Source organism: Pseudoduganella violaceinigra DSM 15887, assembly GCF_000425385.1.
Classification (GTDB): domain Bacteria; phylum Pseudomonadota; class Gammaproteobacteria; order Burkholderiales; family Burkholderiaceae_D; genus Rugamonas; species Rugamonas violaceinigra.
In genome coordinates this window covers 102,152-124,300 of record NZ_AUDI01000015.1, presented here as the reverse complement: position 1 = coordinate 124,300, position 22,149 = coordinate 102,152, and the positions used below count along the sequence as shown (strand labels likewise).

Annotated in this window: 19 protein-coding genes and 1 tRNA gene; 8 read left to right on the top strand and 12 right to left on the bottom strand. The window is 65.7% G+C overall.

The window, feature by feature from the left end; all coding sequences use genetic code 11:
- Window positions 1-239: 239 nt before the first annotated feature.
- Window positions 240-626: a DUF3224 domain-containing protein gene (locus tag H597_RS0109945; RefSeq protein WP_028102010.1), complete on the bottom strand. Its 387-nt coding sequence runs from the start codon at window positions 624-626 to the stop codon at window positions 240-242.
- A gap of 95 nt (window positions 627-721) precedes the next feature.
- Here H597_RS0109945 and H597_RS0109940 point away from each other — a divergent pair, with 95 nt between their 5' ends.
- Window positions 722-1,549: a helix-turn-helix domain-containing protein gene (locus H597_RS0109940; protein WP_051293688.1), complete on the top strand. Its 828-nt coding sequence runs from the start codon at window positions 722-724 to the stop codon at window positions 1,547-1,549.
- On the opposite strand, the gene H597_RS33200 is transcribed toward H597_RS0109940, so the two are convergent.
- The 3 genes from H597_RS33200 to H597_RS34755 are packed head-to-tail and all read right to left on the bottom strand — an operon-like array spanning window position 1,482 to window position 3,268.
- Window positions 1,482-2,093: an RDD family protein gene (locus H597_RS33200; protein ID WP_051293664.1), complete on the bottom strand. Its 612-nt coding sequence runs from the start codon at window positions 2,091-2,093 to the stop codon at window positions 1,482-1,484. The two genes, H597_RS0109940 and H597_RS33200, sit on opposite strands and share 68 nt — an antisense overlap.
- 4 nt (window positions 2,094-2,097) lie before the next feature.
- The gene (gene thiL, locus H597_RS0109930; protein WP_028102008.1) at window positions 2,098-3,063 is read right to left on the bottom strand and encodes a thiamine-phosphate kinase; all 966 of its coding nucleotides are present in this window, start codon (window positions 3,061-3,063) and stop codon (window positions 2,098-2,100) included.
- A gap of 34 nt (window positions 3,064-3,097) precedes the next feature.
- The gene (locus H597_RS34755; RefSeq protein WP_154668035.1) at window positions 3,098-3,268 is read right to left on the bottom strand and encodes a hypothetical protein; all 171 of its coding nucleotides are present in this window, start codon (window positions 3,266-3,268) and stop codon (window positions 3,098-3,100) included.
- A 355-nt stretch (window positions 3,269-3,623) separates the two neighbouring features.
- Between H597_RS34755 and H597_RS0109920 the strand changes: the two genes are divergently transcribed.
- The 6 genes from H597_RS0109920 (at window position 3,624) to H597_RS0109895 (ending at window position 12,517) form a co-directional block, all read left to right on the top strand.
- The gene (locus H597_RS0109920) at window positions 3,624-5,939 is read left to right on the top strand and encodes an NADP-dependent malic enzyme (RefSeq protein WP_028102007.1); all 2,316 of its coding nucleotides are present in this window, start codon (window positions 3,624-3,626) and stop codon (window positions 5,937-5,939) included.
- Window positions 5,940-5,950: 11 nt separating this feature from the next.
- Entirely contained in the window at window positions 5,951-6,406 is a 456-nt protein-coding gene (locus tag H597_RS0109915) for a DUF2214 family protein (RefSeq protein WP_028102006.1), read from the top strand.
- Between the two features lie 207 nt (window positions 6,407-6,613).
- Complete coding sequence (locus H597_RS0109910; protein ID WP_028102005.1) at window positions 6,614-8,185, top strand: NAD(P)/FAD-dependent oxidoreductase; 1,572 nt, start codon at window positions 6,614-6,616, stop codon at window positions 8,183-8,185.
- Window positions 8,182-10,164, top strand: coding sequence for a hypothetical protein (locus H597_RS0109905; RefSeq protein ID WP_028102004.1), 1,983 nt, complete (start codon window positions 8,182-8,184; stop codon window positions 10,162-10,164). Before H597_RS0109910 ends, H597_RS0109905 begins: the two co-directional genes overlap by 4 nt.
- Before the next feature lie 11 nt (window positions 10,165-10,175).
- On the top strand, window positions 10,176-10,607 hold the full coding sequence (locus H597_RS0109900; RefSeq protein WP_051293663.1) for a GtrA family protein: 432 nt from the start codon (window positions 10,176-10,178) through the stop codon (window positions 10,605-10,607).
- Complete coding sequence (locus H597_RS0109895) at window positions 10,604-12,517, top strand: hypothetical protein (protein WP_028102002.1); 1,914 nt, start codon at window positions 10,604-10,606, stop codon at window positions 12,515-12,517. The genes H597_RS0109900 and H597_RS0109895 overlap by 4 nt, the downstream gene beginning before the upstream one ends.
- On the opposite strand, the gene H597_RS0109890 is transcribed toward H597_RS0109895, so the two are convergent.
- Together H597_RS0109890 and H597_RS0109885 are read right to left on the bottom strand one after the other, a co-directional pair.
- On the bottom strand, window positions 12,514-14,022 hold the full coding sequence (locus H597_RS0109890) for a hypothetical protein (protein WP_028102001.1): 1,509 nt from the start codon (window positions 14,020-14,022) through the stop codon (window positions 12,514-12,516). The genes H597_RS0109895 and H597_RS0109890 overlap by 4 nt on opposite strands.
- 130 nt (window positions 14,023-14,152) lie before the next feature.
- Window positions 14,153-14,237, bottom strand: a tRNA-Leu gene (locus H597_RS0109885).
- A 561-nt stretch (window positions 14,238-14,798) separates the two neighbouring features.
- Here H597_RS0109885 and H597_RS0109880 point away from each other — a divergent pair.
- A complete protein-coding gene (locus tag H597_RS0109880; RefSeq protein ID WP_154668034.1) occupies window positions 14,799-15,170 on the top strand; it encodes a hypothetical protein in 372 nt (123 codons plus the stop codon).
- Between the two features lie 55 nt (window positions 15,171-15,225).
- On the opposite strand, the gene H597_RS0109875 is transcribed toward H597_RS0109880, so the two are convergent.
- From H597_RS0109875 to trxA, 6 genes are all read right to left on the bottom strand, one after another.
- A complete protein-coding gene (locus H597_RS0109875; RefSeq protein ID WP_028101999.1) occupies window positions 15,226-17,139 on the bottom strand; it encodes an AAA family ATPase in 1,914 nt (637 codons plus the stop codon).
- 182 nt (window positions 17,140-17,321) lie between these two features.
- Window positions 17,322-18,059, bottom strand: a complete 738-nt coding sequence (locus tag H597_RS0109870; RefSeq protein WP_028101998.1) for a substrate-binding periplasmic protein — start codon at window positions 18,057-18,059, stop codon at window positions 17,322-17,324.
- A gap of 55 nt (window positions 18,060-18,114) precedes the next feature.
- Window positions 18,115-19,839, bottom strand: coding sequence for an ArnT family glycosyltransferase (locus tag H597_RS0109865; protein ID WP_028101997.1), 1,725 nt, complete (start codon window positions 19,837-19,839; stop codon window positions 18,115-18,117).
- Between the two features lie 90 nt (window positions 19,840-19,929).
- Entirely contained in the window at window positions 19,930-20,199 is a 270-nt protein-coding gene (locus H597_RS0109860) for a type B 50S ribosomal protein L31 (RefSeq protein ID WP_028101996.1), read from the bottom strand.
- A 160-nt stretch (window positions 20,200-20,359) separates the two neighbouring features.
- Window positions 20,360-21,622 (bottom strand): transcription termination factor Rho, encoded by a 1,263-nt coding sequence (rho, locus tag H597_RS0109855; protein ID WP_028101995.1) that lies wholly within the window; start codon window positions 21,620-21,622, stop codon window positions 20,360-20,362.
- 135 nt (window positions 21,623-21,757) lie between these two features.
- A complete protein-coding gene (gene trxA, locus H597_RS0109850; RefSeq protein WP_028101994.1) occupies window positions 21,758-22,084 on the bottom strand; it encodes a thioredoxin TrxA in 327 nt (108 codons plus the stop codon).
- Window positions 22,085-22,149: the final 65 nt, after the last annotated feature.

Below are 22,149 nucleotides of genomic sequence, written 5' to 3'. Positions count from 1 at the left end.
AAGCGCATCGAGAAGCCACGCCCGACCCTGGCTCTCAAAAAAAATGCCGCCCGTCTAGGAAGGGGCGGCTGAAAAACATTCACGGGAGTTGGTATGAATGTGGAGACAGGCAGAATAATAGTCGCCTGTTGTGACGCCTTCGTGACATCACTTCGCGGGTGGACGCCCTGCCTAAATCGTGTTCGCAGGTCGGCCCCCGCAAGCATAGGCGCGGCAGGGACGATGGTGGTTGAGGTGAATCAGCGCGGCGGCAGCTTGTAGTTGAAGGTATAGCGGTGCTGGCCGCCGCTGATGTCGATGCTCATCGTGCCTTGCAGGCCGGCCAGCTCGCCGGTGGCGGAGTCGGGGATGACGCTGACGGTCAGCGTCGGCGCGCCCTTGTCCATCAGGCCGAAGTGCTGCAGGAAAAACGTGCCGTGGCGGCCTTCCAGCGTGGCGCTGACCTGCTCCAGCGCGACATAGCCGGCGGAGCCTTTGACGGCGGTACCGGCGGCCAGCATTTCGCCGCGGCTGCTGCCCTCGAGCGCGCCATGAAAAGTCTTGGTGATGGTCTGACGGCCCCAGGTCTGGCCTTCGGCTGCTGACTGCGGGGTGAGCTTGACGTCGAACGTGCCTTCGATTTGCATTGCCGGGTCTCCTGCGTTGGCCGCCGCGGCGGCAAATGCGAATAGTAATGGGATCAGTGTTTTCATGCAGCCAGTATGGTAGATTGCCGGCCCTGATGATTGGAAAAACGCGACAAATCGAAACGGAGCCGCGCGGCGTCCTGGTGCCGCAGTTCGCGGCTGGCGCGTTCCGCCATGAGCGGCTGGCGCCCTGCGCTGACTTGGCCGGACTGGTCGAGCACTACTGGTTCGTCGCTTGGGATATGCAGGGACACCCGCCGCAGCAGCAGGAAACGCTGCCCCATCCGAACGTGCACCTGGTGATCGAACATGACACCGACGGCGTGTATGGCGTGCACACGGCGCGCTACACCAAGCAGCTGGCGGGCCAGGGCTTTGCCTTCGGCATCAAATTCCGGCCGGGCGGCTTCCGGCCTTTCCTCGGCCACGCCGTCGCCGGTATCGCCGACCGGCGTGTGGCATTGGCGCAGGTGTTCGGCCGAGCGGGAGCCGAGTTGGTGCGGCAGGTGCGCGCCTGCGCCGCGCCCGCCGCGATGGCCGCGGCGGCGCAGGCGTTCCTGCTGGCGCGGCGGCCGCCGGAAGATGCGCACGCCGGGCGGGCGGCCGCACTGGTGGCGGCCATCGCCAGCGATCCGGCCGTGCTGACGGTGGAGGCGCTGGCCGGGCAGGCGGGCATGAACAAGCGAGCACTGCAGCGCTTGTTCCAGCAATACGTCGGCGTGGGGCCGAAATGGGTCATCAAGCGCTATCGCATGCACGAGGCCGTGGCCCAGTTGCAGGCCGGCGCTGCGCCGGCGCTGGCGCGCCTGGCCTTGGACCTGGGGTATTACGACCAGGCCCACTTCGTCAGGGAATTCACTGCCCTGGTGGGCAAGCCGCCGGGGGAGTATCTGCGCCAGCTGCCGCTACCCGCAGCACCATAGTGCGGGCCAGCCGGTCGCCCAGCCGCCTGCGGCTCTCGCCGGCAATGCATAGCGCGTCCGGCAGGAAAAACAGCAGTTGGGGCAGGTTGCGCAGCAAGGAGGTGTGCAGCCGCATGCGGCGCTCGCCCGGCATGCGCACGACCTGCAGCCCCAGTAGGCGTTTGCCGAGCCCCCGCCCCGCTATCGCATCGCGGAACACCAGGTAGCCGCAAAACAGGGCCGCAAGGTAGGGCAGATGTTCTCCCTTGAAGTGCGGCTCCAGTCGTGTCGCCAGAAGGCCGGCCGCCAAGGTGGCCGCGGTGAGGTCGAGCATGAACGCAGCCAAACGGGCGCCGACACCGGCGAGGCGGCGCTCCTGCAGCGCGCGCACTTGCCTCAGGCGCAGCAATTCGCCGGCCAGGATTGCCTCGATCGCGGCAGGCGATACGCCGCGAGCCGCCAGCACTTGCAGCAGGATAGGCTTGGCCTCGCTTGCCAGGTCGAGGCGCAGGTAAGCCAGCAGTTCGCTCGTTTCCAAGCGCTCGAAGTTTTCGCGGAATGACATGGACTCAGCTGGTGAAGTGGTCGAAGCTGGACAGTTCGAGTACCAGCGGGGTACCGCCGGCGTCGGTCCAGCGCAAGCCCGCCGCGGCGTCGATGCGGCCAATGCGGGTGACGGGGGTGGCGCATGCGGCGGCTGCGGCGCTGATGGCGCCGCGCTGTGCCACGGGCGCGGTGAAGCAGATTTCGTAATCGTCGCCGCCGGCGGCGGTAAAGGCGCGGCGCAAGGCCTGCGGCTGGCGGGCCAGCACCGGGCCCGGCGGCAGGGCGTCGGCGTCGAGCGTGGCGCCCACGCCGGACTTGGCCAGGATATGTCCGAGGTCGCCCACCAGGCCGTCGGAGATATCGATGGCGGCATGGGCCAGGCCGCGTTCGGCCAGCAGCATGCCCAGCGCCACGCGCGGCGCCGGCGTGTGCAGGCGCGTGCCGGCGGCGGCCAGCGCCTCGGCCGGCAGCGCCAGTTCGCCCAGGTAGGCGGCCAGCGCCAGGCGCGCATCGCCCAGCGTACCCGATACCCAGACATCGTCGCCGGGCCGGGCCGCGCTGCGGCGCAGGGCGCGTCCCGGCGCCACTTCGCCGAACACGGTGATGCAGATATTCAGCGGCCCCTTGGTGGTGTCGCCGCCGATCAGTTCACAGCCATGCGCATCGGCCAGCGCGAACAGGCCGCGGGAAAAGCCTTCCAGCCAGGCGCGCTCGGCGGCCGGCAAGGCCAGGGCCAGGGTGAACGCCACCGGGCGCGCGCCCATGGCGGCCAGGTCGGACAGGTTGACGGCCAGGCTCTTGTGGCCAAGGCGGCAGGCGTCTTCGCCGGCGAAGAAATGCCGGCCCTCGACCAGCATGTCGGAGGAAATGGCGCTCTGCATCCCGGCAGCCGGGGTCAGCAGGGCGCAATCGTCGCCGATGCCGAGGGTCGCGCGGCCCGCGCCGGGGCGCAGGAAATACTGTTTGATCAGGTCGAATTCGGAAAGCATCCCGCCATTTTAGCGCGACGCCCCGGTTTCGTCCTTAGTCATGCTTATCGCGCAGGTAGGCCCAGGTGCCGCCCGATGCCAGGGCTGCCATGGCCAGCATCACGACGTAGCTGGAGTCTTGCGGGATGATGATGAGGGCGGCGACGCTCGCTGGAAATAGGACGCCGGATAGACGGGACCAGGAATGCCAGAGTGCTTGGCGCATGGTTTTCTCTCCGTAAAGTGCCAGTAAATTCAGTCTAGGAACAAAAATGCTATATGTAAAGTTGTTTGCGACGAAAATTTCAAGCAAGTCCGATTTGGCGCAACAAGATTTTATGGTTTCGTGCCGCAAGTCAGCATTGTCATCGCGGCGACAGTGTATAGATGCGGAAAATTGCGTTTCCGTATGGCACTGAGTTGCGGTCGCGAAAAGCCGGGCGAAAACCAGCGCATTCTTAATTGAAAAGCAATTAACACCGATGAATATTCGGTATCGGTAAAAATACCTACGTTAGAGCAATCACTCTATCTGCTAGAATCAAAGGCTTTCGGACACAGGACAGAAGGGGCAGTACAGCATGGATTCGGGATCTGACAAAAAAGAAGAACTTCGTCAACAACTGCGCGCCGCCGCGCTCGAATACCACGAGTGCCCCAAGCCCGGCAAAATCAGCGTTTCCCCCACCAAGCAACTGACCAACCAGCGCGATCTGGCCCTGGCCTATTCTCCGGGCGTGGCTGCGCCCTGCGAAGAAATCGTCATCGACCCGGCCAACTCCTATAAGTACACGGCGCGCGGCAACCTGGTGGCCGTGATCTCCAACGGCACCGCCGTGCTGGGCCTGGGCAATATCGGCCCGCTGGCGTCCAAGCCGGTGATGGAAGGCAAGGGCGTGCTGTTCAAGAAGTTCGCCGGCATCGACGTGTTCGACATCGAAATCAACGAGCAGGATCCGGACAAGCTGGTCGACATCATCGCCTCGCTGGAGCCGACCTTCGGCGGCATCAACCTGGAAGACATCAAAGCGCCCGAGTGCTTCTACATCGAGCGCAAGCTGCGCGAGAAGATGAAGATCCCGGTCTTCCATGACGACCAGCATGGCACCGCCATCATTGTCGGCGCCGCCATCCTGAACGGCCTGAAATACCTCGGCAAGGACATCAAGAACGTCAAACTGGTGGTCTCCGGCGCGGGCGCTGCGGCGCTGGCCTGCCTGGACCTGATCGTCGACCTCGGCTTCCCTATCGAAAACATCCTGGTCACCGACCTGGCCGGCGTGGTCTACCAGGGCCGCACCGAGCTGATGGATCCGGACAAGGAGCGCTTCGCGCGCGACACCGCCTACCGCACTCTGGCGGAATGCATCGACGGCGCCGACATCTTCCTCGGCCTGTCCGCGGGCGGCGTGCTGAAGCAGGACATGGTCAAGCGCATGGCGCCCAACCCGCTGATCCTGGCCCTGGCCAACCCGAACCCGGAAATCCTGCCGGAAGACGTGAAGGCCGTGCGCGGCGACGCCATCATCTGCACCGGCCGTTCGGACTACCCGAACCAGGTCAACAACGTGCTGTGCTTCCCTTACATCTTCCGCGGCGCCCTGGATAGTGGCGCCAGCACCATCACGCGCGAAATGGAAATCGCCGTGGTGCACGCCATCGCCGACCTGGCGCACGCCGAGCAGTCGGATATCGTCGCCACCACCTACGGCATCGACAACCTGGCGTTCGGCCCGGAATACCTGATCCCGATGCCGTTCGATCCGCGTCTGCTGACCAAGATCGCGCCGGCCGTGGCCAAGGCCGCCCAGGATTCGGGCGTGGCGACGCGCCCGATCAAGGACCTGGAAGCCTACGCCGACAGCCTGCAGCAGTTCGTCTACCGTTCCGGCACCTTCATGAAGCCGGTGTTCTCGGTGGCCAAGAAGACCCCGCCGGAATTGAAGCGCATCGTCTACGCCGAGGGTGAAGAAGAGCGCGTGCTGCGCGCGGTGCAGGTGGTGGTCGACGAAAAGCTGGCGCGCCCGATCCTGGTCGGCCGTCCGGCCGTGCTGGACGCGCGCGTGCAGAAGTTCGGCCTGCGCCTGAAGCAGGGCATCGACTACGACGTGATCAACCCGGACTTCGACGAGCGCTACCGCGAATACTGGCAGGCCTATTACGAGCTGACCGCGCGCAAGGGCGTGACGCAGGAATACGCCAAGCTGGAAATGCGCCGCCGCCACTCGCTGATCGGCGCCATGATGATCAAGAAGGGCGACGCCGACGGCATGATCTGCGGCACCTTCGGCACCACCCAGCTGCACCTGCACTACATCGACCAGGTGCTGGGCAAGCGCCCGGGCGCCTGCGTGTACGCGGCGATGAACATCCTGGTGCTGCCGGAGCGCCAGCTGTGCATGGTCGACACCCACGTCAACGAGAACCCGAACGCCAACGAAGTGGCCGCCATCACCATCATGGCCGCCGAAGAGATGAAGCGCTTCGGCCTGGTGCCGCGCGCGGCCCTGCTGTCGCATTCGAACTTCGGCTCCTCCAACAGCGAGTCGGCGCAGAAGATGCGCGCCGCGCTGGAACTGGTGCGCCAGCGCGCGCCGGAACTCGAAGTGGACGGCGAAATGCACGGCGACACCGCGCTCGACACCAAGTTCCGCCATAAGCTGCTGCCGACCACCACGCTCAAGCAGGACGCCAATCTGCTGGTGATGCCGAATATCGACGCCGCCAATATCGCTTACAACCTGGTCAAGACGGCAGCCGGCAACGGGATCGCGATCGGCCCGATCCTGCTCGGCTGCGCCGCCCCGGTGCATATCCTGACCCCGTCGGCCACCGTGCGCCGCATCGTCAACATGACGGCGCTGTGCGTGGTGGATGCGGTGTCGGAACGCGCGTAAGACGGCTGGCCATGCTGGTCGACCTGCTGCTCGCCGCGCTGCACCACCTGCTGGCCTTCGGCATCGCCGCCGCCATCACCGCCCAGCTGGTGCTGGTGCGGCCCGGCATGCAGCCGCCGGCGGTGGGCCTGGCCGCCAAATACGATATCGCCCTGGGCGTCATGTCGGCCTCGCTGCTGGCGGTCGGCTTCGCGCGCGTGTTCTTCGGCGCCAAAGGGGCCGCCTTCTACCTGCACAACCACGTGTTCTGGACCAAGGTGGTGCTGTTCGCCCTCGTCGGCCTGTTGTCGATCAAACCCACGCGCGCCTTGCTGCGCTGGCGCAAGGCGCAGGCCGCCGATGCCGGCTTCGCGCCGGGCGGCGCCGAGATTCGCGCCGTGCGCAAGACCCTGATGACCGAAATCCACCTCTTCGCCCTGCTGCCGATCGCCGCCGCCGCCATGGCGCGCGGCTACGGCTACACCTGAGGCGGCATGCCGGGGGCGGCAATATTGATGGGAAAATAAAAGTACTCGGGGTTTTATTTTCACTTGGTCAATGTTGGGCACGCTTCCGCCACATTTTGCTACGTACTTGTAGCATTTATAATTTCCACACGGTAAAATTCTATGGCCTTTGCCTGTTTATTGGGCAGGGGCTTTTATTACTTGAATCTGATTGAAGGAACAGTTGTCATGGGGCAGCAGCAAAACGCCGTCATCATCGGCGCCGGTCCCGCAGGCCTTACTGCGGCCCTGGAGTTGATCCGGAACACCAACATCCGCCCCATCGTGCTCGAAGCGAGCAGCGAGGTCGGCGGCATTTCGCGCACGGTATGCCACAACGGCAACCGCATGGACCTGGGCGGCCACCGCTTCTTTTCCAAGTCCGACTGGGTCATGAACTGGTGGCAGGACATCCTGCCGATCGACGCGGCGGCCAATGCCTCGCTCGACCTGACCTACCAGAACAAGAAGACGTCGGTGCAGGTGGCCGGCAGCGCGCTGGAAAGCGACGACGACCGCCGCATGCTGGTGCGCTCGCGCCTGTCGCGCATCTTCTTCCTGCGCCGCTTCTTCGACTACCCGATCAAGATGAACGCTTCCACCGCCAGCAAGCTGGGCTTGTGGCGGCTGACCAAGGTGGCGGTGACCTACGGCTGGATCATGCTGTTCCCGCGCACCCCGGAAAAAAATCTGGAAGACTTCATGATCAACCGCTTCGGCCGCGAGTTGTATGAAACCTTCTTCAAGGATTACACCCACAAGGTGTGGGGCATCCCGTGCGACCAGATCAGCGCCGACTGGGGCGCCCAGCGCATCAAGGGCCTGAATATCAGCAAGGCGCTGTGGCACGCGGTCAAGCAAGTTTTCAAACGCAAGGGCGGGGTCTCCCAGAAGGACACCGAGACCAGCCTGATCGAACAATTCCTGTACCCGAAATTCGGCCCCGGCCAGATGTGGCAGGAAGTGGCGCGCATGATCACCGAAGCCGGCGGCGAGATCCGCTACAACCAGGCCGTGAGCGGCGTGGAAACCCGGGACGGCAAGGTGGTGGCCGTGAGCGGCAGCGATACCGCCACGGGCCAGGCGTTCCGCCTCGAGTGCGCGCACGCCGTGTCGACCATGCCGGTGCGCGAACTGATCAAAGGGATGAACGACGTGCCGGCCGAGGTGCGCAAGGTGGCCGACGGCCTGATGTACCGCGACTTCCTGACCGTGGGCCTGCTGGTGCGCAAGGCCGACGTGCTGAACACCGACGGCCAGGCGCTGCCGGACAACTGGATCTACATCCAGGAAAAGGATGTGCGCATCGGCCGCCTGCAGATCTTCAACAACTGGAGCCCGCACCTGGTCAAGGACGAGGACACCATGTGGATGGGCCTGGAATACTTCTGCAACGAAGACGACGACCTGTGGCAGATGGACGACCAGGCGCTGATTGAGTTCGGCGCCGCCGAGCTGGCCAAGATCGGCATGCTGACCGCCACACGGGTGCTGGACGGCACCGTGGTGCGCGTGCCCAAGGCCTACCCGGCCTACTTCGGCACTTACGACCAGTTCGACGTGGTGCGCCGCTACACCGATACCATCAGCAACCTGTTCCTGGTGGGCCGCAACGGCATGCACCGCTATAACAACCAGGACCATTCGATGCTGACCGCCAAACTGGCGGCGGAAGCGATTGCCTCGGGCGACGTGTCGAAAGACGCGCTGTGGGACGTTAACATCGACGACGAGTACCACGAAGAGAAAAAGGCGGCATGACGCAAGTCCACCTTCAGCGGCCGGCGGCGCCGGCGGCGCCCCTGCCGCTGGCGCCGCCGTTGGCGCTGGCGCCGCGTTGGGACGCGCGCCAGAGCTTGATGCTGCTGGCCTTGCTGGCCGTCTGGCTGTATGCCCGGCCGTGGGCCGGCATCTGGCATGACACCCGGCTGTATGCGGCACAAGCCATGCGCCTGCTGAATCCCGGGCCGTTCGAGCACGACCTGTTCTTCATGTTCGGCTCGCAGGACCAATTCACCCTGTTCAGTCCCTTGTACAGCGCCTTCATCCAGGCCCTGGGCCTGGAAGCGGGGTCGCAACTGCTGCACCTCCTGGGCAGCGCGCTGTGGCTGGCGTGCGCCTGGTATTTGCTGGCGGGCCTGCTGCGCGGCCCGATGCTGTGGGTGGCGCTGGCCTGGCTGCTGCTGTTGCCGAGTGATTACGACCCGATCAAGGCCATCTCGCTGGCCGAACCTTACCTGACGCCGCGCATTTTTGCCGAGGCGCTCGGCATCCTTGCCATCGCCTGCCTGCTGCGCGGCAAGCGGCGCTGGCTGGCGCTGCTGTTGCCCCTGTCCCTGCTCATCCATCCTTTGATGACGCTCGCGACCGTATTGTTCTGTCTGCTCTACCTGGCCAGCGAAGACCCGCGCCGCGTCTTGCCCTGGCTGCTGGCGGGCGCGCTGGCGGTGGGCGCCGGCGCCGCGCTCGATCTAGTGCCCCTGCAGCGCTTGTGGCAAACGATGGACCCGCAGTGGTACGCCGGGGTCGCCCGCATGACCCGCCTGGTGACCTGGGACGGCTGGGAATTCAAGGATATGGCCGGCCACATCGCCGTGGCCTTCAGCCTGGTGCTGACGGCCGCCTGGCTGTCCACGGGCTGGCGCGCCCGTTTCTATTATTGCGCTGCGCTGACGGGCGCCCTGGGCCTGCTGGCCACCTGGCTCGGGACCTCGGTCTTCCACAACGTCCTGCTGCTGCAGATTCAGACCTGGCGCGCCTTATGGCTGGTGCAGCTGGCCTCCGTGCTCGCCCTGGCCTCCCTGCTTGCCGCGTTCTGGCAGCGCGGGCGTGTGTTCCAGCTGGTGCTGGCCGCCTGCGTGCTGGGCATGTTTGCGCGCGACGGCTATGGCGGCGTGCTCACGCTGCTCGCTTGCGCCGCCCTGTGCTGGCAGGCCAGCCTGCCGGCGCCGGCGCCGATGCCAAACCGCTTGTACGGCTACGCCTGCGGCCTGCTGCTGGCTTCGCTTTCCCTCTGGGTGGCGGAGGTGGATGCCCAGGCCAGCACCCCGTTGAACGTCCTGTACTGGAATTATGGCGTCGATGTCGGCGACGCGATGCATGGGCCGGTGACCCTGCTGCGCCTGGGCGGCAATGCCTTGCTGGGCATGGCGCTGATGCTGGGCATCTGGCAGGCTGCCGGCCGCCGCACGCTTGGCGCCTGGCTGCTGGCAGGCGGCGTGGTGGGGCTGGCGGCGGCGGGCGCGCTCTGGCTGCGCCAGGCTGGCGCCAGCAATGAGCAGATGAAGGCGTCGCCGCAGGGTTTGCAGGCCATCCGCACCGCTTTTTTGCCCTTGATCCCGGCGTCGGCAACCGTGTACTGGGAGGGCGACGTGCGCTTCAGCTGGTTCGTCCTGCAGCGTGCCAGCTATGCATCGCCGCCGCAGATTTATGGCATGGTCTTTAACCGTGGCAATGCCATGGAGGGCATGCGCCGGCTGGACCGTATCGAGCGCCTGGGCTCGCCCGATGTGGTGACGGGCAACCACCGCTACCGGGATGTCAGCAGTGTTCTGGCACGCATGCAGCCGGCCAACGCCGGCGACCTGGCCTATGTCTGCGCCGATGCCGCGCTCGGCTTCGTCGTGCTCCCGCAAAAAATCGCTCAGCTCGCGGTGGCCAGGGCCGACGACCCGGCCTACGAGCGCAGCTATTTCCTGTATGACTGCGCTCGCCTGCGAGCCGGTATGGCATCGCATTGAAAGCGCTAACCATGTTGAAAAAACTGCTCGGCGCACCAAGCGCCAATGGCCTGATCCAGTTGCTGCGCTACATGTTCGTCGGCGGCATGGCCTTTGTCGTGGATTACGGGGCCTTGTTCCTGCTGGCCCATTTCGCGGGGATGCATTACCTGCTGGCGGCCAGCCTGTCCTATTTGCTGGGCATGGTCTGCAACTACCTGGTCTCGGTCAACTGGGTGTTCGACTTCCGCCGCGAGACGCAATGGCAGCGCGAGTTCATCATCTTCTTCCTGGTCGGGATTGCCGGCCTGATCCTCAATGGCCTGGCCATCAGCCTGCTGGTCGAGGGCTGCGGCCTGAGCTATATGGTGGCCAAGCTGGTGGCGGCCGCCGTGATCCTGTTCTTTAACTTTGGCGCGCGCAAGGCGCTGCTGTTCTCCGCGGCCGGGACCCAGGCCGGATGAGCGCGCGGCCGCAGCCCTGGGAGCGGCGTCACCTCCCGCTGTGGCTGCTGCTCGCGGCGGCCTGGCTGCTGACCCGTCCCTGGACCGGACTGTGGCACGATAGCCGGCTCTACGCGGTGCAAGCCTTGCGCCGCCTCCTGCCCGGCAATTTCCAGAACGACCTGTACTTCCTGTACGGCTCGCAAGACGCCTTCACCTTGTTCAGCCCCTTGTTCGCGGCCTGCATTGCCGTGCTGGGCATCCCGGCGGCGGCGCTGTTGCTGTACGTCCTGGGCAGCCTGCTGTGGCTGGCCGCCGCCGCCTACCTGCTGGCGCGCCTGCTGCGCGGCCTGCCGTTCTGGCTGGGCCTGTTCTGCCTGGTCCTGCTGCCGTCCGACTACGGCCCGCTGCCCGGCGTATTCACGCTGGGCGAAGCGTTCCCGACCCCGCGCATCTTTGCCGAAGCCCTGAGCATGCTGGCGCTGGCCAGCCTGCTGCGCGGCGCATGGCTGGCGGCCTTGGCGGCGCTCGGCCTGGCCTTCCTGCTGCACCCGCTGATGGCGGCCGGCGCCGGCCTGGCCGGCCTGCTGTATCTGGCCGCCAGCGGATATGCCCGGCGCATTGCCGTGGCCATGGCGCTCGGCGCGGCGGTCCTGGCCGCGGGCGTGGCCGGCGGTGTCAGCCCCTTCGACCGCCTCCTGCTGGACATGGACAGCGTCTGGCTGGCCGAGGTACACCGGCTGGTGCCGCAGGTCGTCTGGGGCGGCTGGCATGCCGACCAATGGCTCAGCCGAACCGTCGTGGCCTTCAGCCTGGTGCTGGCCGGCGCGCGCCTGGCGCCGGGCCGGGCGGCGCGCTTGCTGGCCTGCCTGGCGCTGGCAGCGGGGATGGGCTTGCTGGCCTTCTGGCTGGGCACCGGCTGGCGCCACAACCTGCTGCTGATCCAGGCCCAGCCCTGGCGTGCGCTGTGGCTGGTGCAGCTGGCGGCGGCGCCGTGTCTGGCCTGGCTGCTGGCCCGCTATTGGCAACGGGGCGGCGTGGTGCGGCTGCTGCTGCTGGCCTTGCTCATTGCCACGCTCACGCGCAACAGCATTGGCGCGGCGCTCGCGGTCCCGGCGGCGGCGGCCCTGTGCTGGCAAGTGCGCAGCGCCACGCCGCTGGCGCTGTCCGCCGCCACCTGCCGCGCGCTGACGGCGCTGCTGCTGGCCGTCGGCAGCGTCTGGCTGGCGGAAGTGCTGAAGCTGGCGACCGATGCGGGCGCGCTGGCGCCGCAGCTGATTGAACGCAGCGCCGCCGATATCTGGGGCTGGACGCTGCTACGCACGGGCACCCTGGCGCTGGCCGGCGTCGCGCTGTTCCTCCTGCTGTGGCGCTGGACGGCCGCGGCGCAGCGCCGGCCCTACCTGCTGGCCTGCGGCGCGGCGCTGGCCAGCCTGGCCGTGGCCGTGCAGTGGCGCATCGCGCCGCCCGATATCGCCCATCCCATGTCGGCGCAGGCGCGGCGCGATGCGCAGGCGCGCTTCGGGCCCCTGATCCCGCCGCAGGCGGTGGTGTACTGGGAAAACGATGTGCGCGCCAGCTGGTTCCTGCTGCAGCGCTCAAGCTATGTCTCCGCGCCGCAGCTGGCCGGGGCCGCCTTCAATCGCGGCACGGCGATGGAAGGGGGGCGCCGCTTGGCACGCTTGCGCGAGCTGGGCGTGGAGGATGCGGTGCGCGAACTGGACGAGACGACGGCCAAGCTGCGCATGGCGGAATTGCCGCAGCCTAGCCAGGCCGGCCTGGCCCACGTGTGCGGCGACCCGCAGCTGGACTTCGTGGTGCTGGCGCGCGACCTGGGCGCTGCCAGCGTTGCCCGCATCCACGACCGGGCATTCCAGCGCTCCTATTACCTGTACGATTGCGCCCGCCTGCGCGGCGCCGCCCAGCCCTAGGGCTGCTTGGCCGCACCCGGCACCGGGGCCGCCGGTTTGAAGGCGGCCTGGATGTCGGGGCGGGTCACCGGGCTGAGGTAATGCCACACGGCGCTGCCGTTGACATCGATGAAATTCTCCTGTGCATGCAGGTAGCGTGGCCCGGGCTGGAAGGCGCGCTGCATTTCCAGCAGCGGCGTGACGCTGCCAATGACCAGCAGGACGCTGATGGCCGCGCGCCGCAGCGGCCGCGCGCTTTGCCAGGCGTCGATGGTGGCCAGCATCAGCAGCGTCAGGGCGGGAATGCTGGCGCGCATGACCAGGTCGTTGGCCGGGCCGTAATGCAGGAAGGGCAGCAGCAGCAATTCCAGCAAGGCCAGCAGCAGCAAGGGCGCGCGTGCGGCGCGCCCGGTGACCGCCCACGCCAGTAAGCCCCATTCGAGCAGGGAAAACACGATGGCGCTGCTGGCTTGCGTCAGCCCATCGCTGCCGCCGCTGCGGTCGGCATCGACCGACGCCACGCTCATGGTCAGGTAGCGAAACACCAGCAGGCCGCAGGGCAGCAGGGCCAGCACCGGCAGGCGCAGGCTGTGCAGGGCCAACTGGCGCCAGCCCAGGGCGCGCCAGACGCACCAGAGCAGCAGCGGGGCGGCGCCCACGGCCACCAGGGGCGCCCAGAACACCGTCCCCAGCATCAGCAGCGCCGCGGGTACCACCGCCACGCCGTGCTGGCGATGGCGCCAGGCGATCGCTGCCAGCAGCCAGCCCGGCAGGCCGTGGTTGGGGACCCAGAACAACTGGGTGGTCTGCGCGCTGTACTGGATCTGGCTGCCATCCCGGAACAGCTTGGCCCACCATTCGATATGGGCGCCCCAGTGCAGGCCCTCGGGGTTGGAGACCAGCCAGCCGATGACGTCCATGCCGCTGAAAAAGACGGCAATCAGCAAGGCCGAGCGCCAGGCGCCGGGCTTGCGCGCCGGGTTGGCGCCCAGCAGGAGGGCGAGGAAGAGGGAGGTCCCCAGGGCCGTCCAGCACCACAGGGCGATGCGGGCGCCATCCAGGGAACTGAGCTTGCCGACCAGCGCCGGCACCATATAGTAGCCCAGCGGGCAGCGCAGGATCAGTTCGCCGTCGGGCAGGCTGTAGCCGACCGGCCAGCTGCCCACCACCAGGTCGCGCAGCACCGACATGCGCGTCAGCCAGTCCGGATTGAGGAAGAAGCCGGGCGTCAGGCCGCTTAGGCTGACCCAGCCAATGGTCAGCGCGGCCACGGCCAGGCACTCGCGCCGCGCCAGCAGGGCGGCGCCGCGCTGGCGCCGCTGCCATGCGCCGTAGAGGGCAGGCAGGAGCGCCAGGCTCATGGGCAGTGCATAGGGCCAGCGCAGCCAGCCCAGCACGAAGACCAGCAGCGGCAGCAATAAGTAGGCGGCCGCCAGCCATTCCAGCCGGTCGAGCTCGCGGCCGGCGGCCGCTGGAGGACGCGTTGGCGCCGCGCTGGGATTCGCTGTTGCAGGATGGTCGCCCATGCTTGTTCCACTAATGAAAATATTCGAGTATTGCATCGACGCTGGGAAGGCGTCAAATAGGCGGGGCGCCGCGGCAGGGCAGCGTGGCGGCCGGTATGGCCGGCGCAGGGGGACGCTAGGAGAGAAGTGGTGGTGCCCGAGGCCGGAATCGAACCGGCACGCCTTGCGGCGGCGGATTTTGAGTCCGCTGCGTCTACCAATTTCACCACTCGGGCCACTTAACGCGACGTGCATTATTACCGATTTGCCACTGCGCGGCAACCCTGCTGTGAATATTTAAGCTATGGCCTGGCGCCGCCAAATTGAAAAAAATCAGGGCCCGGCTAGCTTTCCAATAGGAACAAGCCAGCGTACGATGAAGCACAGTCGAAAGACAACCAGCGGCCAGCACAAGGCCGGTACAAGCTGTAGCTGTCCACCCGGCAGTTTGCGGTTTGCTCCCACAGCGCCCGGCCCACCGGCCACGGCGCCGGGCACCAGGTTTGGACAGCCGGCGCGGATGCACCCCATCCGCCCCAGCCCCGAGCGCCCCCCCGACCACGGGCCAGGCGCTCCCCGGACAGCATTGCCGCACCTGACGGCAAGTCCGCCGACCGATACTTGCAGTTCGTCTGCGCGCCGTGCGTTCTATCCCTCCGAACGCGCTGTCTGTCGCCCGAAACTGCACATCCGAACGCACTTTGCTAACTTTGAACCGACCCCGCACACTTTCTGACGGCGGGGCAACAGGCAAACAATCGGAGATGATGATGAAAAAGCTGATAATGTTGAGTGCCGTGGCAGCACTTGTCTTGGGTGGAAGCGCCTATGCTTCCGGTCCTGATGATCCTAGCGTCCAGATCAAGGCGCCCGTCGCCGGCTACAAGCTGGCGCCGAGCGAATTCAATGACTTCGCGTACAGCTATTCCCTGAGCAATGGCGACCGTATCAAGTTCACGCAAAGCGGCCTGCAGCGCTTCTGGGCCAGCGTGAAAAACGGCGAGCGTTTCGAACTGTATGCGATCCAGCCGGGGGTGTTCACCACCGCCGCCGGCGCCCGTATCGAGTTCAAGGACGATGGCGAGACTGTGGTGATCGACAACTATGAAAAGCTGCCGATGCCAGTCGCCATGACGGGCGTGCATGTGCGCATGATCGCTTCGCGCTGAGGCCGCAAGCGGGCGGCCGTGGTGCAGCACAGCGCTGCGCCACGCTGCTTCCCGTTTATGCCGCCTGGCGCAGCGACGCCGTCTCCAAGCGCTCTTCCAGCAAGGCGAAAATCGCATCCTTGGAGAGCACATAGCGCTCCATCAATTCCTCCTTGAGCGATTCCATCACGGCGCGGTAGTCGCGCATGGCCGCCAGCGTGGTGCTGTACAGCTCGTCGGCCTTGGCTTCCACCTGCACCAGGGTGTGCTCGTCGCCCGCCTCGCTGCGCAGCTGGCTGTAGTCGAGCTTGGAGCGCGAATACATCGACAGGCGGTTGACCATCATGTTCAGCATCTTGGTGGCTTTTTCGATATCGTTCTGGCTGCCCACCGAAATGCCGCGCGCTCCGTAGAACATTTCCTCCGCCGCCACGCCGCCGTACAGCTGCATCACGTCGCGTTCCATTTCCTCCAGCGTGCGCAGCGACATATCGTCGCCCGCGCTCAGCACATAGCCCAGCGCATTCATCTTCGACACCGCCTCGGTGGAAATTTTCAGCAGGTGCGACTTTTCCTTGACCTGCGCCAGCGGCAGGCCGGCGCGCAGATAGGGGTCGATCTGCATGAAGAAGTGGCCCAGCTCGTGCAGCGCGATGCGCTCGCGCTGGCGCGTCTTCTCGGCCGTGGTGGCGCGGTCGGTCAGGCCGATGGTGGCGCGCTCGAAGGCGCGGAACATCAGCTCGGTATCGATCACGCATTTATCCTGGATCGAGATCATGGACGCGCGGTCGACCACGGTTTCCAGGAGGGCCGGGCTGAGGTTGGCGGTGATCTCGGCCACCTGGTCCAGGTCCATCTTGTCCCAGTTCACCAGGCCCTCCCGTTTGCGCTTGAGGAAGGAGTCGAGCAGGGCGCGCCGCTCGCCCTTGTTGGGCAGGCGGAAGTTGATCTTCACGCTGAAGCGGCGCAGCATGGCTTCATCCATCGCGCTCGAGGCGTCGTCGAAGTTGGAGGCCACGATCCAGATCACGCCCTGGCCCTGGTCGCTCTTCACGCCGTCCAGCAGGCCCAGCAGGGTATTCGCCGTATCGTCTTCCCATTTCTTTTCGCCGCGGCCGCGCGGCATGAACAGGGCTTGCGCCTCGTCCAGGAAGATGATGCAGTTGCCGCGTGCGCAAGCTTTCTTGTACAGCGCGTTCAGGGCTTTCGAACCGCCGCCCACATAGCCCGATTCCAGTGCCGAACCGGAAGCCTGGATCAGCGGATAGCCCAGGCGCTTGGCCAGGTAGCCGGCCAGCTTGGTCTTGCCGGTGCCGGCCGGGCCGGTCAGCATGACATTGAAGGGCTTGTCGATATTGTGCTGCTTGTAGACTTCGCGGTTGCGCAGCATGTCTTCCAGGTGCAGCACTTCCTGCTTGATGTCGTCCATGCCGATCAGGTCGTCCAGCGAGCCTTTCAGCTGTTCCGGATGGATCACGGAGGCGTTCGGCGCCATGCCCGGCACGCCCCACTTGAGCACGAACAGTACCAGGGCCACGACGAAAATATCGAAGGCATGGCGTTTCAGGAACGCTTGCACGCTGCCCCACTGGCCGCCGTCGTCCAGCAGCACGTCCTTGTGGGCGGCCAGGTAGTCATCCTGGGCGATGGCGTAGGGCAGGTTATTGCGCAGCAGGACTTCGCGCTCCAGGCTCTGGTGCGAGGTACTGGGCACGACCACCACGTGCAGGGTGGGGTCCTGCTTGTATTTGTAGATGTAGCGCGGCGAATCGGCCAGCGGGCGGGCGATCAGCAGGTAATCGAGGTGGTCGCGCTGCGCCACCAGGGCCGTGATTTCGCCGATATTCTGGGAGCGCAGCACCGGCGCGGCATCCTGCGCCACTTCGCCGCGCAAGAGGGCGAAGGCGAGGGCGGCGCAGGCCAGCAGCAGCAGGGTGATGCGCACCAGCGGGTTCTTGAGGGCGAGTTGGAGCTTGTAGAGATTGAACATAGGCCTGAAAACGCAAGGGTTTCTGGTGGGCCTATGGCCGTGTGGCTGACGCCCCGGCTGGCCCGTTTCTCGGATGTGCCGTACGGCAACTTTCCGCTTAGGAGGACTATACCGGGCCAGGCCCGCCTTGTGCCGCCGCACATCAAAAAAACTTTCGTTGCGCAACAGGAAGAAATGACAAGTTATTTATTGGCTTGCCACTGTTCGTATTTCTTTTCCAATCTGGTGAAACTGCCATCCTTGCGCATGCTGTCGAGGGCGGCATTCATGCGTTCGATCATGGCGTCGGGCACGGAGGGGTTGCAGGCCAGGTAGACCTTGACGTGGTGGAAGGTCAGCACCGGCACGATCTGTTCCGGGGCGGCGTACTGGGCCAGGGCGCTGCGGTCGTTGTTGCGGACCCCGACCGCCCACAGGTCGATGCGGTCGAGCATGAGCTTCTTCGGGTTGGCGGCATTGTCGGGCGCGCCGTCCACGTCGAAGCCGCGCGCGCGCAGGAATTCGTCGCGCGCATCGCCGTGATAGGTGCCGATGCGCAGCTTGCGCGCGTCCTCCAGGGTCTGCACATGGTATTGGCGGCCGGCGCGGCCCATCAGTATCCACTCCGCCTCGTCGGTCGGGCCGACCCATTTGAATTGCCCTTCGCGCTCGGGCGTGCGCGAGGTGGAGTAGACGCAGGTGTAGCGATCGCGCTGGGCCATGGTGAAGGCGCGCTTCCACGGCAGGACGTCGATGCTGTAGGCGTAGCCGGCGCGGGCCAGCATTTCGCGGATCTTTTCGCCTTCGCGCCCGACCACCTGCCCATCGACCTTCATGCTGGCCGGCGGCGAATGTTCGGAGGTGATGATGAGGGGCGGGGCCGCCGGCGCCGGGGCGCCGCTGGCCAGCAAGATTGCCAGAAACCATACATCCGCTGCCATGCCTGCCCCAGTGCGATTGTCGCCTTACAGGATAGCATGGGCGGCGGCCCGGCAATCAGTGGCGGGCGGGTGGGCGCCGCTGGAACAGGCGAAAACGCTCGCTGCGGTCGGAGGCGCGCTGGCCTTCCCATAGGAGCTGCCAATCGGGGCCGGGCTGTTGCTGGCGGGCGCGGACCTTGATGCTATCTTGCAACAGCATGACCTGGCAGTCGCGGTTGTCGACCCCGTTGAAGGGGATGCCGCCGAAAAAAGCGAAGGAGGCGCGCTGGGCCGGGGTGGCATTGCTTTGCACGCAATCGATGCCGGGCGGCAGGGCGGCGGCGGCCTGGCGCGCGACGGTGGCGTAGCTCTTGCTGTAGTTCACGTTCGGCAGGAACAGGGTCATCAAGAGGATCCAGATCAGGATCAGGCCGCCGGACGAGAGCACCACGGCGCGCCACAGCACGGCCGGGCGGCGCGACAGGCGCCAATGCACGAGCACGAACCAGCCGGCGGTGGCGCACAGGCCCACCAGCAGCGACAGCCAGTTCACCTGCGGCGCGAAGCCGGGGATCAGCTTGAGCACATTGTGGGCCGGCTTGGCCGGCCAGCCGGTCAGCTGGGCATAGTAGAAGAGCCACACCACGGCGGCGCACAGTGTCAGCACCATCACGCTGAACCAGTCGATGGCGTTGATGGCGCCGCGTTTCATGGTCAGCAGGCCAAAGGCGGCCATGATGGCCAGCGGCGGCAGCAGCATCAGCAGGTGGCCCTGGTCGGGCGCCGGGTTCAGCAGCACCAGCAGGGTGGCGGCGCTGACAAAGGTGGCCGGCACCACGATGTGCAGCAGGTTGCTCTGGCGGCGCCAGGCCCACACGGCCCAGGCAGCGAAGGGCCAGGCCGGCCAAAAGAACCAGACGCCGACGCGGAAGAAGGTGCGCACGCCGTCCAGGCTGCCCAGGCCGAGCTGGGCCTGGTTCCAGGCCAGCCAGGCCGCCAGCGGCGCCTGGCCGTAGGGTCGGGTCAGCAGGGCCGGCAGCGCCCACACCGCCGTCACGGCGGCGGCCAGCGCCACCGCGAAGCCCAGGTCGCGCAGCGACCGGGTGGCCGGCATGGCCAGGAAGCGGGTGCAGGCGAACAGGGCCAGCACCAGGGCGGCCGGGACCACCCAGCCGCGCGTCAGGGTCAGCAGGCCCAGCGCCAGGCCGGTGAGGGCGGCATTGCGCAGCGACGGCAGCTCCATATAGCGCACGCTGCGGTACAAGCTGAGCGCCAGCAGCGAAGCCTGCAGCGGTTCGGCCGTGGTTTCATGGCTATGGACCAGCAGGCCCAGGCAGCCCAGGTAGATCAGCACGGCGGCATCGGCCAGGGTGCGGCCGAAATCGTCGGGCTCGGGCTGGCCGCCGAAGGCCAGGCGTAGCGGCTGGGCTTCCGGGCGGCGGCCCAGGTTGAAGGTGGCGTACCAGAGCGACATCACGCCCAGCAGGAAGATGGCCAGGGTGGCCACCCGCGCGCCCAGCACGTCGCCCAGGGCCCAGCCGGACAGCTTGATCCCCAGCGCCCCCAGCCAGAAGGCCAGCGGGCCCTCGTCGGTGACCGAGAGGCCGGCGATATTCGGCCACAGCCAGTCCTGCCAGGCGCCGTGCGCCATGGTCCACATCACGCCGAAGCTGGCGGCGTCGTCGTTCTTCCACGGTTCGCGTCCGATCAGGCCCGGCAGGATGTACAGCAAGCCCAGGGCGAAAAAGGCCCAGCGGGGCAGGGTACGGGTGGCGGCGGCGGGAAGACGGACTGGCTTCATCGGTCGGCTAATTCTTTGGAAAGCAGGAGTATGACGGGCAAACAACAAAAAAGGCAGCCGCGGCTGCCTTTTTTTTCGAAGCGACGGGGATTAGCCGTTTGCCACTGCGGTCTTGGAACCGACTTTGCCGAACTTCTGGCGGAACTTTTCCACGCGACCGGCGGTGTCGACGATCTTGTGCTGGCCGGTGAAGAACGGGTGCGATTCCGAGGACACCTCGATCTTCACCAGTGGGTACTCTTTACCTTCGTGGGTCGCGCTGTCGCGGGTCTGGATGGTCGAGCGGGTGATGAACTTGAAGTCGCAGGACACGTCGTGGAACAGGACTTCGCGGTAATTTGGATGGATATCAGCTTTCATGCTTTTCTCTCAATATTGGTAGCCAAACTGCACTTCGTCGGTCCTTCTTGCTTCTCGACCCGATTGCCGCTCACTTGCCAGGTTTAAATGAACTCGCGATTATACCCGAAAAAAAACCGGTAGGGCAGGGTCGGCCCCCGCGCTACCGGTTGGGCGGCCGTTAGCCGCCGCGGCGCATCATCTCGAAGAACTCACCGTTGTTCTTGGTGGCGCGCATCTTGTCGAGGATGAATTCCATCGCCTCGATCTCGTCCATCGAGTACAAGAGCTTGCGCAGGATCCAGATCTTCTGCAGCTGGTCGGCCTTGATCAGCAGTTCCTCGCGGCGCGTGCCGGACTTGTTCAGGTTGATCGACGGATAGACGCGCTTCTCGGCCAGGCGGCGCTCCAGGTGCACCTCCATATTGCCGGTACCCTTGAATTCTTCGTAAATCACATCGTCCATGCGCGAACCGGTTTCGATCAGCGCGGTGGCGACGATGGTCAGCGAGCCGCCCTCTTCCACATTGCGCGCGGCGCCGAAGAAGCGCTTCGGACGCTGCAGCGCGTTGGCGTCGACACCACCGGTCAGCACCTTGCCCGAGGCCGGGATCACGGTGTTGTAGGCGCGCGCCAGGCGGGTGATCGAGTCGAGCAGGATCACCACGTCTTTTTTCATTTCGACCAGGCGCTTGGCTTTTTCCAGCACCATCTCGGCCACTTGCACGTGGCGCGTGGCCGGTTCGTCGAAGGTCGAGGCCACCACTTCTCCGCGCACGGAGCGCTGCATCTCGGTCACTTCCTCCGGACGTTCGTCGATCAGCAGCACGATCAGGGTCACATCCGGGTGGTTGGTGGTGATGGCGTGCGCGATATGCTGCAGCATCACGGATTTACCGGACTTCGGCGACGCCACCAGCAGGCCGCGCTGGCCTTTGCCGATCGGCGCCACCAGGTCGATGATACGGCCGGTGATGTTTTCGGTGCCGGCCATGTCGCGCTCGAGGCGCAGCGGCACGGTCGGGTGCAGCGGTGTCAGGTTCTCAAACAGGATGCGGTGCTTGGACGCTTCCGGCGATTCGCCGTTGACCTTGTCCACCTTCACCAGGGCGAAATAGCGCTCGCCATCCTTCGGGGTGCGCACTTCGCCTTCGATCGAATCGCCGGTGTGCAGGTTGAAGCGGCGGATCTGCGACGGCGAAATGTAGATGTCGTCGGTCGAGGCCATGTACGAGGCGTCCGGCGAGCGCAGGAAGCCGAAGCCGTCCGGCAGCACTTCCAGGGCGCCGTCGCCGAAAATCTGTTCGCCGGCCTTGGCGCGCTTTTTCAGGATCGCGAACATCAGTTCCTGCTTGCGCAGGCGGGCCGCATTGTCGATATCGAGGCTGATGGCCATTTCCAGCAAAGCTGAAACGTGCATAGCCTTAAGTTCAGAAAGGTGCATAGCTGTTTGAGTGTCCCGTGACGGGAAAGTAAGGGTAGGGGAGGGAACTGCGTTGGTCTGGTGTTAAGGGAAAGGGGTGTGGGCGCTTTCCCTGCCGTTCAGGCGGGCTGCGGGCGCAGCACCGCCTATCTTACCTCAAATATTGCTGTCGATGAAAGAGGTGAGTTGACCTTTTGCCATCGCGCCAACTTTTTGTGCCGCCGGCACGCCATTTTTGAACAGGATCAGGGTCGGGATGCCGCGGATGCCGAACTTGCCCGGCACTTGCTGGTTGCTGTCGACGTCCATCTTGGCGATGGTGATCTTGCCATCGTATTCCTTGGCCACTTCTTCCAGGATCGGGGCGATGCTCTTGCAAGGACCGCACCATTCGGCCCAGAAGTCCACCAGCACAGGGCGGTCGGCCTTCAGCACGTCGCTGTCGAAGGAGGCGTCGGTAATGTGTTTGATCAGGTCGCTCATTGTTTGTCCTTAATTGATTAGTTCGCCCGGGGAAACCCCTTGCCGTTATCGCCCATCTGGCGACG

Bases quoted from the DNA above. Each gene is read 5' to 3' on its own strand.
- H597_RS0109945 (WP_028102010.1), bottom strand. From the start codon at position 626: ATGCAAATCGAAGGCACGTTCGACGTCAAGCTCACCCCGCAGTCAGCA.
- H597_RS0109940 (WP_051293688.1), top strand. From the start codon at position 722: ATGATTGGAAAAACGCGACAAATCGAAACGGAGCCGCGCGGCGTCCTG.
- H597_RS33200 (WP_051293664.1), bottom strand. From the start codon at position 2,093: ATGTCATTCCGCGAAAACTTCGAGCGCTTGGAAACGAGCGAACTGCTG.
- thiL (WP_028102008.1), bottom strand. From the start codon at position 3,063: ATGCTTTCCGAATTCGACCTGATCAAACAGTATTTCCTGCGCCCCGGC.
- H597_RS34755 (WP_154668035.1), bottom strand. From the start codon at position 3,268: ATGCGCCAAGCACTCTGGCATTCCTGGTCCCGTCTATCCGGCGTCCTA.
- H597_RS0109920 (WP_028102007.1), top strand. From the start codon at position 3,624: ATGGATTCGGGATCTGACAAAAAAGAAGAACTTCGTCAACAACTGCGC.
- H597_RS0109915 (WP_028102006.1), top strand. From the start codon at position 5,951: ATGCTGGTCGACCTGCTGCTCGCCGCGCTGCACCACCTGCTGGCCTTC.
- H597_RS0109910 (WP_028102005.1), top strand. From the start codon at position 6,614: ATGGGGCAGCAGCAAAACGCCGTCATCATCGGCGCCGGTCCCGCAGGC.
- H597_RS0109905 (WP_028102004.1), top strand. From the start codon at position 8,182: ATGACGCAAGTCCACCTTCAGCGGCCGGCGGCGCCGGCGGCGCCCCTG.
- H597_RS0109900 (WP_051293663.1), top strand. From the start codon at position 10,176: ATGTTGAAAAAACTGCTCGGCGCACCAAGCGCCAATGGCCTGATCCAG.
- H597_RS0109895 (WP_028102002.1), top strand. From the start codon at position 10,604: ATGAGCGCGCGGCCGCAGCCCTGGGAGCGGCGTCACCTCCCGCTGTGG.
- H597_RS0109890 (WP_028102001.1), bottom strand. From the start codon at position 14,022: ATGGGCGACCATCCTGCAACAGCGAATCCCAGCGCGGCGCCAACGCGT.
- H597_RS0109875 (WP_028101999.1), bottom strand. From the start codon at position 17,139: ATGTTCAATCTCTACAAGCTCCAACTCGCCCTCAAGAACCCGCTGGTG.
- H597_RS0109870 (WP_028101998.1), bottom strand. From the start codon at position 18,059: ATGGCAGCGGATGTATGGTTTCTGGCAATCTTGCTGGCCAGCGGCGCC.
- H597_RS0109865 (WP_028101997.1), bottom strand. From the start codon at position 19,839: ATGAAGCCAGTCCGTCTTCCCGCCGCCGCCACCCGTACCCTGCCCCGC.
- H597_RS0109860 (WP_028101996.1), bottom strand. From the start codon at position 20,199: ATGAAAGCTGATATCCATCCAAATTACCGCGAAGTCCTGTTCCACGAC.
- rho (WP_028101995.1), bottom strand. From the start codon at position 21,622: ATGCACCTTTCTGAACTTAAGGCTATGCACGTTTCAGCTTTGCTGGAA.
- trxA (WP_028101994.1), bottom strand. From the start codon at position 22,084: ATGAGCGACCTGATCAAACACATTACCGACGCCTCCTTCGACAGCGAC.